Genomic DNA, 12,689 nt, shown 5'->3' with positions numbered 1-12,689 from the left:
GATAGAAAAAATGATTGTTAAAAAGGGGCTAAAAACATGGAAAACTCCCGTGTGGAACGTGACTTTTTAGGAGAAAAGAGAGTACCTAAAGATGCTTATTACGGGATTCAAACGTTGAGGGCAAAAGAAAATTTTCCAATAACCGGCTATCCGCCGCACACGGAATTAATTAAAGGATTCGGTTACGTAAAAAAAGCAGCGGCTACTGCCAACGCGGAAGTCGGCTTTCTGAATGAATCTATTGCCGAGGCGGTCATAGAAGCAGCAGACGAAGTGATCGAAGGTAAATTTGATGATCAATTTATCGTAGACTCCATTCAGGGCGGAGCAGGGACTTCCTTTAATATGAATGCCAACGAAGTCATTGCCAACCGCGCCATCGAATTACTGGGCGGAGAAAAAGGGGATTATCTGCGGGTAAGTCCTAATACCCACGTAAACATGGCTCAGTCCACCAACGACTCGTTTCCGACAGCTATTCACATTTCGGCGCTGCGTCTTTCGCAGGGACTTGTAAGTGCGCTCGATAATTTGATCGAAGCGATGGGAGAAAAAGAAGAAGAGTTTGACAATGTCATTAAAATGGGACGTACACATCTGCAGGATGCCGTACCGATCCGTCTCGGCCAGGAGTTCGGTGCCTACCGCCGGGTGCTGATGAGAGACCTGCGCCGCATTAAGCGGTCAGTGGATCATCTATATGAAATTAACCTCGGGGCCACAGCTGTCGGCACAGGGCTTAATGCGATGCCTGAATATATTGGCCGCGTAGCGGAAATTCTTGCTGAGCAGACTGGGATGCCGTTTTACAGTGCCACTGATCTTGTGGATGCAACGCAGAATACGGATTCCTACACCGAACTGTCAGCGGCACTCAAAGTACATGCGATTAACCTGTCCAAAATGGCGAATGACCTCCGGCTGATGAGCTCGGGACCGAGAACCGGCCTGAATGAAATTAACCTTCCTTCCCGTCAGCCGGGCTCCTCGATTATGCCGGGGAAAGTGAACCCGGTCATGTGTGAATTAATCAATCAGATCTCTTTTCAGGTCATCGGCAACGACCATACGATCAGCCATGCTTCGGAAGCTGGCCAGCTCGAATTGAATGTAATGGAGCCGGTGCTCGTATTTAACCTGCTTCAATCCCTTTCGGTGCTGCAGAATGGTTTAAAAGTGTTCCGGGAATTTACCATTGAAGGACTTACAGCCAATATTGAACACTGCCGGAATATGGTAGAGAGAAGCGTAGGCATCATTACAGCCATCAACCCGCATGTGGGGTATGAAACAGCTGCGAGAATCGCAAGAGAAGCGATTGAAACGGACCAGAGTGTACGCTCGATCTGCATCGAACGGGGGATATTGTCGGAAGAAGAGCTCGATGAAATTTTGGATGCCAAGGAAATGACCAAGCCGGGTATCGCCGGCTCACGATTCATGTACGGCGAGTAACAGCTGGCATGAAAATTCGCGGGCTTTCCTATCAGCGCGGCGTGTTTTTCTTTGGAGCTTCTTTTATCAGCAGAGCCTATGTTGGCAGTGAAGGAAAGATACACGCCGAACTGCTTCCGCTTTCTCTGCGGTCTTACTTAAGAGTGGGGGCAGTGGTGACAGGTGCGATGCCTGTCTGGTACAAACTTACAGCCGCAGCCTGGCTTGCAGCGGCAGCTTTTCAACTGCTTCCTTTATATTCATTTTTATTGTTTGTCATGGGCACTCATTTTATTTTTCCGCGGCAGCTCAAAAAGTTTCACGGCGCAGAGCACAAAGTCTTCAGCTTCACCGAGGTGCCAGAAAAAAGCTCGTGGAAAAGAGTGGGAAGGGCATCGATTACAAACCGTCACTGCTCCACCAACATTGTGTTTATATACTTCGTTTTGTTTCTTGTAATGGCGTCTCCGGTTTACATTATTTCTTCTCCGGGAAATGTTTTTATAGCTGTCAGCGCTTATGTATCATTGCCGATGGCTTTTGCGGCAGAAGAAGTGCTTCAGCGGCACTTTGCCGGCAGCAGAAATACGTGGCTGAAGCCTTCGTATTGGCTTCAACGGAATATTACATGTTCTGTGCCGGAGAAGGTACACGTTCAAACTGCGATTACAGCGTTTCGTATGCTTGCTGAACGTGAATTCCCGCACCGGACCGGAAGAACACGAAAGGAGCAGTTATCTATGGCAATTGTTGATGTGACAGTTTCTCCTGTAGATAAACAGGGAACCGGGATGTCGGACACAGTAGCAAAAATTCAGGACGTGCTTGAAAAGCACAATGATAAAATTGATATTGAAATGACGCCAATGAGTACGCTTCTCGAAGGAAATATTGGCGATCTGCTTCAGGTCGTCAGAGAAATACACGAAATACCTTTTCAGGAAGGCTATCAGCGTGTATCAACAAATATTCGTATTGACGACCGCCGTGATGCAGAAGGCAAGCAGATGAAAAAGAAAATGGAATCAGTACAGAATGCACGAAAGCAGTAGTCAATACGAAAGCCGGCAGAACCAAATCTGCCGGCTTTACCTATGTTCTGGGTAAGAAAGAACTTCATAAACAGAGGCTCTCCAGTCTGCGGAATAAGATACCTGCTTGGAAAACCCCAGGCGGTGGCGGGCAGTGAATTTGATTTCACCGTTCCCGGATTCTTTCCATTCGACGGTGCCATCAGGCATCGATACGGCACCAGATTCAGAAGGGGCTTCAATATAAATATTTTCGGCATTTCGGATCATCCATTTTACATCCAGGGATCCAAACTCCTCATTTTGCTGCAGAAGCTGAAGCTTTAAAAGCCCGGCAGCAAGTACCATAAATAAGAAAATGAATAAAAGAAAGAAAATGGTAGAGGGGAGAATAAAGCCTTTACGAAGGGAAGAGCTTCTTCGTCGCTGTATGATAGGAAAGAAATGATTGAATATACTGACCATCATTTAAAATCACCTCCACATCTGCCCCGTAGTCTCCTGTCTCCACAAAAAAAGCAGAAGCTCCCTGAAGCATGATTTCAAATCCTTCGTTGTCCACCCGGCGTACGACCCGCCCGTTAGACATAAAATATTCGTACGTATTCTGTCTGGATTCAATATAAAACCGTTGCTTCTCATAGGTTAACGATTGAGCAGTCTGCATGTCTTCCTCCATTTGCTGAACGAATAAGCGTGCTTCGGTATCGGGAGCCGGGACATCAGTTAAAAGCAGACTGCTGAATTTAGCGGCGGCCAGTGCCCACAGACTGAACAGCAAAAGAGTAATAATCATTTCAGGAAGTGTGACCCCTTTATTGTTTTGGAAGCACGTAAACACACTGCTCGTTTCGGCTCTCTTCGATCGAAGTACATACTTTATAGCCTTCCTCGTGTTCTTTAATGTGAACATAGATCTTTCCTTTCGAATAGGAGGCAGCAGTGACTGCGGCAGAAGCAGACTGATGAATGCGCCCTGCTTCCTTTTCCATCACATACAGCTGCTCGTAATACAACTGCTGGCTGTTCCAGTTCTGATAAGTCTGATGGAGAAGGGGGAGCATAAATAGAGTGACAGCGAACAGAAGCGAGAGGGCGCTGACGGCTTCGATCAGTGTGAATCCATTACGAAGATGTCTCAACTCGGAGCCGCCCCCTTCCGATTTGAAATATAAACCGGTACGACCGGGACGGGCCGTGAAGGGATATGGTGCCAGCTTTTTTAATATTTCCTTTCTCCGTATAAGACAATTTATGAAACTGCAGTTTAGATGCAGTAGGAGCAAAAAAGCCTTCGGGGATAGTACGCTGGATTAAAGGTTCACTGCGGTCGTTTCCTATAAGGGCATAGTAGCTCTCATCTTCCTTCCAATCGAGACGGGTGGAGGTATGGTGGGTATAAGCATAATGCTGGCTGTAAACGAGATCAGCCTGGAGCTGCTGAACGAAATGGTCTTCACGGCTACTCTCATAGGCCGAAGAGAAATGAATAAATGGAACAGCAGCAAGCACACTGAAAATGAGCAGTACTACAATAGCCTCCGGGAAGGTATAACCCTTTGAACTGAAAAGAGACATCAGGAGCCTTTACTTACGGCTCCGTTGTTATATACAAGCGGAGTGTTGTCCGGGCAGGTGGTCGTTTCTACATAGTCAGCTTCAACAAGATCCTGAAGGGAAGATGGCTCGCTGCCGTATTCAACCTCATAAGCAGCGGCCTGCGTTTCTAAAAGCTGGATGGTGGCGTCACATCCTTTGGACTGGGCAACCTGGTTGTTTGTACCGATATTCGGGATAGCAATTAAAAGAAGCACAGTAATAATGAGCAGTACAATCAGCATTTCCACCATAGTAAAACCTTTATTGTTTTTAAGCATATGTTTTTTCCTTTCTGGAAGGGCGGGATTGGCGAAGCAGCTGTAATAAAGAAGCAATGTCTTCTTCTTTATGCATTTCAAGGTCCGTCAAGCGTTTTTCAAGTACTGAGATTCGTTCAGAAAAATAATCGTGAGAGGTTTGCATGGCTGGTCACTCCTTTTACTGGATGGAAGTAATCATGTGGTACATAGGTAAAAATACTGCAGCGAAAAGACTTAAAATCAGAATGCCGACCGAGAAGAAAAGAATGGGCTGGGCTGTCATGGTCACCCGCTGGATGTCTGTTTCGAGTTTATGCTGCGTCTGGCTGCTGTATTGCACAAGTACCTGGCCGAGTGCTCCGATAGACTGCCCGTACTGCACTGCCTGTCCGAGGCTTTCAAGGTACCATGGCCGCCGGAACGTTTCCGGCAGAGGAGTCCCGGCAGCGAGCATCTGTTCGAGACGCGCCCCTTCTTCCTGAATCAATGGGGAATGCTTCTGGTTTTTTAACACCAGGCAGCTTTCGGAGAGAGACAATCCATTTAACAGCAGGTAGCCGAACTGTTCAGCGAAAGAAGCAGTAGTTCTCATAGTAATAAACGGACGGAGAAACGGCAGCCTGGTCCAAAAAAGAGCTCGCGTCGAGGCTGGTTTCGGGCGGACAGCGAAAGCGTAAAATACTCCGAAACCAATCAGCAGAATAAAAGCAAAGGCAAAAAAGAAAGGGGCTGCAGAAATCATTTTCATCACCATTCTGGTATAGAAAGGGAGCTCCATGCTCAGTTGTTCAAACAGTTCGAGAAACTGTGGAAAAAGATAGCGGACAAATACGTAAGCGAGAATAATCAGCAGCCACAGAAGAAATAGCGGGTAATACAGAACTTTACGGAAGCTGCTCCAGGCCTCCAGCCGGCTCATGTAATGACCGCCCGCTGCAGTTAATCCTTCGGAGAGCCGCCCGGACTGCTCCGCGAAATAAACAAAAGCAGCAATGTCAGAGGGGAAATGGTGTTCAAGTAAAAGCTCATGCAGCTCCCGGCCGCTGCGAAGATGTCTTCGTATGCTGCGCAGGGAAGCAGTGACGAAAGCCGGCTGCTCCCAGGAAAGCATCTGTATGGATTGATCCAGATGATACCCGCTGCCAAGCAGCTCACCCAGCTGCTGAAGAAATAATGCTTTAGCTTCCGGCTTCCAGCTTTTTTTAAACGGCTTGCTCATGCCTCGGCCCCGGCAAAGGCTTCCTTGCCGAACAAGCCAAGCGCATACCCCCGCCTCAGCTGCTCATTTATCCGGGGCGAATCGAGTGGTTTATTGGAGTGAAGCATGGAATGGATGTCCTTTTGGGTGGAAAAATCAAATAGGGCCAAGCGCCCGGGGCTGGAAAGAGAAGTGGTGGGAATAAGCCGCTGGTGGGCAACGAAGGTGGTTGTTTCAAGGAGATCCGTTTTCGAAAGGCCAAGGTCGAGCAGTCTGCGGAGGACCCCGAAAGTGCTGCCGGCATGAAGCGTAGTGAGCACAAGATGGCCGGTGAGTGCGGCCCGCAGTGCCAGCTGCGCTGTTTCAGCGTCACGTATCTCCCCGATCATAATAACGTCAGGATCATGCCGCATGGACGCTTTCAGAAGAGATGCATACGTAAGCCCCGCTTTTTCGTTGACCTCGGTTTGGATGCAGCCGGGTACCCGGAGTTCTATGGGGTCTTCAATTGTAATAATACGCTGCGACTGGGAGGCAAGCAGATGCTCGAGCATGGCATAAAGGGTGGTGGATTTTCCGGACCCGGTGGCTCCAGTCAAAAGAACCAGTCCTTTACGGGAGTTAAGCACGTCTTCGAACGAGCGTGTAGTTGTGGAAGTTAAAAACAGCTGAGGGAGGGTAAACTGAAAAGTCTGCGGAAGAAGCCGGATAGAAAAGCTTTCCATACGTTCTGAAGGCATGGTGGAAAAACGGAGATGTACAGGGGGATGAAGCGAGCGATACGTAAGAGAGCCGTCCTGCGGACGCCTTCGTTCGCCGATGTCCATACCGGCTCTGAACTTTAAGTGCGTAATAAGCCGGTGGGCGAAAGCTGCGGAATACGTATCTGAAAGTTCAAGGCGTCCATGGATGCGAAAATAGAGAGAAGCTTCTGAATAAGACGGCAGCAGATGAATATCCGACGCACCAGCGGCCGCTGCCTGATGGATCAATTGCCGTGTAAATGATTCGATGTTGGTCAAGGCCTCACCTTCTTTCTGAAAAGTAATTTTATTATATGGCAAAACAAAGGAATAATCTACCATTTTTTTCAATGTATTAATTTTTTGAAGAAAGCGTAACGGAAGCAGCGGTGTGATAAAATAAAAAGGATTGCCGAATATTCCTTCAGGAATTTAAAACCAACTTGACACATAAGAATTATACGGATAAAATTGACCATAATAAAATGACCAGTTTACACACGTGGATAAGATAAAGCTAAAAAGAAAATTATTTTGTCCTTAGAACGATAAGATTGCAGTTAAATTTATTTGTGAGGTGGAGAGAGTGCAATTGCAGGTTACGAATAGTCCTTTTAGCCAGGAGCAGGTAGATTTACTGAACCAGCTCCTGCCGACATTAACAGAAAATCAGAAAATTTGGTTAAGCGGGTATTTGGCTTCGCAGGCGACTTCAGGCGCTGCACCAGCAGCTGAAGCGCCGGCTGCCCAGGAAACGGCTGGCCCCCAGACGTCCCAGGCGGAGACGGCTTCCAAGGAAGTAACCATTTTATTTGGCTCCCAGACCGGTAACGGTCAAATGATTGCAGAAGACAGCTCAAGAAGGCTGAAAGACCAGGGCTACAATGTAACTGTAAGTTCGATGGATGACTTTAAGACGAAAAATATGAAAAAAGTGGAAAATATATTAGTCATCGTAAGTACGCACGGAGAAGGCGATCCTCCGGATAACGCTATTTCCTTCCATGAGTTCCTGAAAGGGCGTAAGGCTCCGAAACTTGAAGATGTCCGTTTTTCCGTACTTGCGCTTGGGGACACCTCCTATGAATATTTCTGCCAGACAGGCAAAGATTTTGATCAGCGGCTTGAAGAGCTTGGAGGCACCCGTCTGTATCCAAGAGTAGACTGTGATGTTGATTTTGACGACGATGCTGAAGAATGGATCCAGGGCGTTCTTTCGAGCCTGAATGAGCTTCAGGAAGAAACAGTGCAGGCAGCAGCCCCTGCAGGAGGTGCCGCGCCTGCAGTTCCTGCCACGGAACAGCCGTCCTACTCAAGAACTAATCCGTTCCGGGCGGAAATATTGGATAATATTAATTTAAATGGCCGGGGCTCAGTAAAAGAAACCCGTCATGTAGAGCTTTCACTTGAAGGATCAGGCCTGACTTTTGAGCCCGGGGACAGCCTCGGCATGTTTCCGGAAAACGATCCGCTTCTGGTTGACCAGCTGATTCGCGAAATGGACTGGAATCCGGAAGAAACAGTAGTGTTGAATAAGCAGGGTGATATCCGCTCGCTTCGTGAAGCACTCCTCTCTCACTTTGAAATTACAGTATTAACTAAACCTCTGCTTGAAAAAATGAGCAAGCTGACAAATAATGAAAAACTACAGGAGCTGCTGGAAACAGAACATGCGGATGACCTGCGCACCTACCTTGAAGGACGGGACCTTTTGGATCTGTTGAAGGATTATGGTCCATGGCAGGGCGGAGCTGCAGACGTGGTGAGTAATTTACGGAAAATACCGCCGCGCCTGTACTCGATAGCAAGCAGCCCATCCGCCAACCCTGATGAAGTGCATTTAACAGTAGGGGCCGTTCGCTACGATGCGCATGGCAGAGCACGGACAGGTGTCTGCTCCGGACAGTGTGCAGAACGCACGGAGCCGGGAGATACGCTGCCTATTTATATTCAGCACAACCCGAATTTCAAACTTCCTGATAACCCGTCTGCCCCTGTTATTATGGTAGGACCGGGAACTGGGATTGCACCGTTCCGCTCATTTGTTGAAGAACGTGAAGAAGTGGAAGCGGACGGCAAATCATGGCTGTTCTTCGGAGACCAGCATTTCCGGACAGATTTTCTGTATCAGACAGAATGGCAGCAGTGGCTTGAAGAAGGTTCGTTATCAAAAATGGATGTAGCCTTTTCGCGGGATAACGAAGAAAAGGTATATGTCCAGCACCGTATTCTTGAAAATAGCGGAGAAGTTTATCAGTGGCTGCAGGATGGCGCGTTTTTATACATCTGTGGAGATGAAAAGCGGATGGCCCATGACGTGCATGAAGCCCTGGTGACAGTGCTTGAAAAAGAAGGAAATATGACCCACGAAGAAGCTGAAGCGTTCATGCTCGATCTGCAGCAGCAAAAACGCTATCAGCGTGACGTATATTAATAACTACCGGGGAGGAACCAAACGCATATGTCAGAATACAGCAGTTTAAAAAACATTCAGGATGCCCCGTTAGACGGAATGGAGCACTTGAAAAAAGACAGTAACTTCTTACGCGGTACGCTTGTTAAAACGATGGCAAACCCTATCACTGCGAGCATTCCGGAAGCAGATGGAAAGCTGATGAAATTTCACGGCAGCTACATGCAGGACGACCGGGACCTGCGCAATGAACGCCGTCAGCAAAAGCTTGAACCGGCTTACCAGTTTATGCTCCGTGTCCGCCTCCCGGCTGGTGTCATTACGCCGGAACAGTGGCTCACAATGGATGAAGTGTCGCATAAATACGGGAACGAAACTCTCCGGCTCACTACCCGTCAGACGTTTCAGATGCACGGGATTCTCAAATGGAATATGAAAAAGAACCTGCAGGAAATTAACGCAGCTATGATGGACTCGATTGCCGCCTGTGGGGACGTTAACAGAAACGTTATGTGCAATGTGAATCCGAATCAATCCGATGTGCACGGGGAAGTTTATGAGTATTCTAAACAGATTAGTGACCATCTGCTGCCTCGCACGACGGCTTACCATGAAATATGGCTTGATGAAGAGAAAGTAGCGGACAGCAAAGAAGAAGTTGAGCCCATTTACGGGGAAACGTATCTCCCAAGAAAATTCAAGATTGGCGTGGCAGTTCCGCCATCCAACGACATTGATGTTTTCTCCCAGGACATCGGCTACATTGCTATTGTGGAGGACGGGGAGCTGCAGGGTTTTAACGTATCTGTCGGCGGCGGCATGGGAATGACGCACGGCGAACCGGATACCTATCCGCAGCTTGGCCGCGTTATCGGCTATGTGCCAAAAGAAGAAGCGGTAAATACAGCAGAAAAACTGCTGACGATTCAGCGCGATTACGGCAACCGTTCCAACCGGAAAAACGCCCGTTTCAAATATACGATTGACCGCTACGGGGTCGAATGGCTGACAAGCGAATTGAATGAACGACTTGGCTATGAAATAGAAGCTGCCCGTCCATATGAATTTGAAAGCAACGGAGACGAGTACGGATGGATCAAAGGCAACGACGGTAAGTGGCATTTCACCCTGTTTATTGAAAATGGACGGATCAAGGATGAGGAAAACTATCAATTGATGACCGGCCTGCGGGAAATAGCCAAAATTCATACTGGCGATTTTCGAATGACGCCAAATCAGAACGTTGTCATATCCGATATTACGAGCCATAAAAAACGGCAGATCAGCCAATTGATTGAGGATTATGGTCTGACAGACGGAAAGCATTATTCCGCTCTCCGCCGCAATTCCATGGCCTGTGTTTCCTTTCCGACCTGTGGCCTCGCCATGGCGGAAGCAGAGCGTTATCTTCCATCGCTGGTTGATAAACTCGAAGTGATGCTTGAAGAGCAGGGCCTGCGGGATAAAGATATTATTATCCGCATGACGGGATGTCCAAATGGCTGTGCCCGTTCAGCGCTCGGAGAGATCGGCTTTATCGGAAAAGCACCCGGCAAATACAATATGTATTTAGGCGCAAGCTTTACCGGCGACCGCCTGAGCAAGCTTTACCGGGAAAACATCGGGGAAGAGGAAATTTTAAGTGAACTCGAACCGATGATTGGCCGTTTTGCGAAGGAGCGTTACGAAGGAGAGCATTTCGGGGACTTCGTCGTTCGCGCAGACTACGTGAAAGCAACTACAGACGGAACAAATTTTCATGATTGATAACAACGGGGGAACGCGTAAGCGGCTCCCGTTTTTTCTATGAATTTAAAAGAGATATTTTTTCCTCCGTGCTTTCGCTTTCAGGGTTGTATCCTGTTTCCATGTGCCATAAGATGAAATATAGTGCGATAAAATAATTATACGCAAGGTAATAGAACTATGCAGGAGGCCGTCATGAGTATAAGAATACGAACCGTAGAAGCAGAAGATATCCCCAGTCTCGCAGAAGCCATGCAGACGTATATTGTGGATCATTACGAGCATCCGGACCCCGGTATCGGCAAATTAAAAACGTTAATAAAAAAGCTTCTGGCCCAACCGGAAATCGGTATCCAGTTTATTGTGGAGCATTACGGCGACTTGATCGGTTTTGCTACCCTGTATCAGACGTTCAGTACCCTTCAGGTTAAAAAAACAGCGATCTTAAACGATCTGTATATTGACCCCGAGTTCCAGGGGCAGCATTATGGTAAAGAACTTCTCGAGTTTGTCCTTTCTTACGTGCAGTCGGAGGATTTTGCCGGCATGGTGCTTGAAACAGACCGGGCCAATAAAAAGGCACGCAGACTCTACGAATCGCTCGGCGGGGCTAAAAGCGCATGGACACATTACGAATGGGAATTTTAAAGGAAGAAAAAATATTTTACTCTGATAAAGTTTGAGCAGACTAAAGGATTTATGCTAAAATCTTCTTTGTGCGTTTAACCTGTATACATGTACATAAACGATAAAAGAAGAGAAACGAGGGAAACAAAGTGGAGTACGCAGTTATAGTTTCAGTCCTGGTGCTGATTGCGCTAAGCCTCTTCCGGCTGAATGTCATTCTTGCATTGATGGGGGCAGCGGTCACTGCAGGACTGCTGGCCGGCCTGTCATTTATTGATTCCATTGAATTGCTCATATCCGGTATGGGTGGCAGGGCTGATACCGCCCTCAGCTACATTCTGCTCGGTGTATTTGCAGTCATGATTGGCTATTCGGGTATTACAGGGTTTTTAGTGACGAATCTGGTGAAGCTGTTAAAGAATAAACGGGCGGCTTTGCTTTTAACCATTGCAGGAGTGGCCTGTTTATCGCAGAATCTTGTGCCGGTACATATTGCCTTTATCCCGATACTTATACCTCCGCTTCTGCATTTATTTGATCATATGAAAATCAACCGGCGGGCGGTGGCCGTGAGTTTAACCTTCGGCTTAAAGGCGCCATATATGCTGATACCTGTCGGCTATGGACTGCTTTTTCACGATATTATTTTCGAAAGCATGAATGACAACGGCATGAACATTGCTTTAGACCAGATTTGGCAGGCGATGATTATTCCAGTAGGTGGTATGGTGATCGGCCTGCTGATAGCTGTGTTCGTTACGTACCGCAAAGATAAAGAAACGAACACCGGAAACATAGACGTTACGGAAGCAGAGGCTTCCTTGAAGGACACGAAAAAATTTCAGTGGTCGCATCTGTTAACACTGATAGCAATTGTATTTGCGCTGCTAGTACAGGTATGGACAGAATCATTGGTAATTGGTGCACTGACGGGCATTGCAGCTATGTTTATTTTCCGGATCGTTCCGGTGAAAGAAGCCGACCAGACGGTGAATGACGGCGTTCGCATGATGGGAATGATCGCCTTTGTAATGCTGCTCGCCTCCGGTTACGCGACTGTGCTGAAGGACACCGGAGCAGTAGAGCAGCTAGTGGCAGTAACGTCTGACACTATTGGAGGCAGCCAGCTGTTCGGAGCAGTGGTGATGCTTTTAACAGGACTGTTGATTACAATGGGCATTGGCTCTTCATTTGGGACGATTCCGATTCTTGCCGCATTGTTTGTGCCACTGAGTGCCTCACTCGGCTTCTCTCCGCTTGCCACTGCAGCTTTAATCGGCACCGCGGGGGCAATTGGGGATGCGGGCTCTCCGGCTTCCGACAGCACGCTTGGACCGACAGCCGGCCTGAACGCCGATGGACGCCATGATCATATTTGGGACACATGTGTACCTACATTTCTACACTTCAACATTCCGTTGTTTATCTGCGGACTGGCCGCAGCATTTGTTCTGTAGCAGTCCTGCAGCAGAGACATTGCAAAATTAAGCCAAAACAGGTAAAGTGAAACATGAATAAATAATGTATGTTTTATACGAACGATAGAAATTTTTAGACAATAGTGCTGAAAATAAGTCGTTAGACTCACAGGAAATGAAACCCAGGGAGTCGTCTCAGGCGGCTCCCCGCAAAAATTTA

At 47.6% G+C, this 12,689-nt stretch carries 14 protein-coding genes; 6 read left to right on the top strand and 8 right to left on the bottom strand.

All coding sequences use genetic code 11. From position 1 onward, the window contains the following. Nucleotides 1-36: 36 nt before the first annotated feature. Together aspA and BLV22_RS04445 are read left to right on the top strand one after the other, a co-directional pair. A complete protein-coding gene (aspA, locus tag BLV22_RS04450; protein ID WP_091611808.1) occupies nucleotides 37-1,455 on the top strand; it encodes an aspartate ammonia-lyase in 1,419 nt (472 codons plus the stop codon). 8 nt (nucleotides 1,456-1,463) lie between these two features. After that, a complete protein-coding gene (locus BLV22_RS04445; protein WP_091611806.1) occupies nucleotides 1,464-2,486 on the top strand; it encodes an MTH1187 family thiamine-binding protein in 1,023 nt (340 codons plus the stop codon). Nucleotides 2,487-2,522: 36 nt separating this feature from the next. Here the strand turns inward: BLV22_RS04445 and BLV22_RS15000 are convergent, their stop codons facing one another. From BLV22_RS15000 to comGA, 8 genes are read right to left on the bottom strand one after another with little or no spacing between them, the layout of a single operon-like run. After that, nucleotides 2,523-2,933 (bottom strand): hypothetical protein, encoded by a 411-nt coding sequence (locus tag BLV22_RS15000; RefSeq protein ID WP_176967643.1) that lies wholly within the window; start codon nucleotides 2,931-2,933, stop codon nucleotides 2,523-2,525. Beyond that, nucleotides 2,866-3,378 carry a competence type IV pilus minor pilin ComGF gene (locus BLV22_RS15145; protein ID WP_091611799.1) on the bottom strand — a complete coding sequence of 171 codons (513 nt, stop codon included), beginning with the start codon at nucleotides 3,376-3,378 and terminating at the stop codon, nucleotides 2,866-2,868. The genes BLV22_RS15000 and BLV22_RS15145 overlap by 68 nt, the downstream gene beginning before the upstream one ends. Continuing rightward, a complete protein-coding gene (locus BLV22_RS15140; RefSeq protein WP_143030953.1) occupies nucleotides 3,281-3,607 on the bottom strand; it encodes a hypothetical protein in 327 nt (108 codons plus the stop codon). Before BLV22_RS15140 ends, BLV22_RS15145 begins: the two co-directional genes overlap by 98 nt. Further along, nucleotides 3,591-4,043, bottom strand: coding sequence for a competence type IV pilus minor pilin ComGD (gene comGD / locus BLV22_RS04430; protein WP_091611797.1), 453 nt, complete (start codon nucleotides 4,041-4,043; stop codon nucleotides 3,591-3,593). Before comGD ends, BLV22_RS15140 begins: the two co-directional genes overlap by 17 nt. Continuing rightward, nucleotides 4,043-4,342 (bottom strand): competence type IV pilus major pilin ComGC, encoded by a 300-nt coding sequence (gene comGC, locus BLV22_RS04425; protein ID WP_091611794.1) that lies wholly within the window; start codon nucleotides 4,340-4,342, stop codon nucleotides 4,043-4,045. Before comGC ends, comGD begins: the two co-directional genes overlap by 1 nt. Next, on the bottom strand, nucleotides 4,335-4,487 hold the full coding sequence (locus BLV22_RS14990; protein WP_176967642.1) for a hypothetical protein: 153 nt from the start codon (nucleotides 4,485-4,487) through the stop codon (nucleotides 4,335-4,337). The genes comGC and BLV22_RS14990 overlap by 8 nt, the downstream gene beginning before the upstream one ends. Before the next feature lie 15 nt (nucleotides 4,488-4,502). Continuing rightward, nucleotides 4,503-5,543, bottom strand: coding sequence for a competence type IV pilus assembly protein ComGB (gene comGB, locus BLV22_RS04420; RefSeq protein ID WP_091611791.1), 1,041 nt, complete (start codon nucleotides 5,541-5,543; stop codon nucleotides 4,503-4,505). Further along, a complete protein-coding gene (gene comGA, locus BLV22_RS04415; protein WP_176967641.1) occupies nucleotides 5,540-6,544 on the bottom strand; it encodes a competence type IV pilus ATPase ComGA in 1,005 nt (334 codons plus the stop codon). Before comGA ends, comGB begins: the two co-directional genes overlap by 4 nt. 307 nt (nucleotides 6,545-6,851) lie before the next feature. On the opposite strand from comGA, the gene BLV22_RS04410 reads away from it, so the two are divergent. The 4 genes from BLV22_RS04410 to BLV22_RS04395 all read left to right on the top strand — a co-directional run bounded on the left by BLV22_RS04410 (nucleotide 6,852) and on the right by BLV22_RS04395 (nucleotide 12,508). Next, nucleotides 6,852-8,699, top strand: coding sequence for an assimilatory sulfite reductase (NADPH) flavoprotein subunit (locus BLV22_RS04410; RefSeq protein ID WP_091611785.1), 1,848 nt, complete (start codon nucleotides 6,852-6,854; stop codon nucleotides 8,697-8,699). A 27-nt stretch (nucleotides 8,700-8,726) separates the two neighbouring features. Further along, nucleotides 8,727-10,445, top strand: coding sequence for an assimilatory sulfite reductase (NADPH) hemoprotein subunit (gene cysI / locus BLV22_RS04405; RefSeq protein WP_091611783.1), 1,719 nt, complete (start codon nucleotides 8,727-8,729; stop codon nucleotides 10,443-10,445). A gap of 174 nt (nucleotides 10,446-10,619) precedes the next feature. Further along, a complete protein-coding gene (locus BLV22_RS04400) occupies nucleotides 10,620-11,072 on the top strand; it encodes a GNAT family N-acetyltransferase (RefSeq protein WP_245724004.1) in 453 nt (150 codons plus the stop codon). A 128-nt stretch (nucleotides 11,073-11,200) separates the two neighbouring features. Further along, entirely contained in the window at nucleotides 11,201-12,508 is a 1,308-nt protein-coding gene (locus BLV22_RS04395; protein WP_091611778.1) for a Na+/H+ antiporter family protein, read from the top strand. The last annotated feature ends 181 nt before the right edge of the window (nucleotides 12,509-12,689 follow it).

It is taken from the genome of Marinococcus luteus (genome assembly GCF_900106595.1).
GTDB lineage: Bacteria > Bacillota > Bacilli > Bacillales > Marinococcaceae > Marinococcus > Marinococcus luteus.
This window is presented reverse-complemented; position numbering and strand designations above follow the sequence as displayed.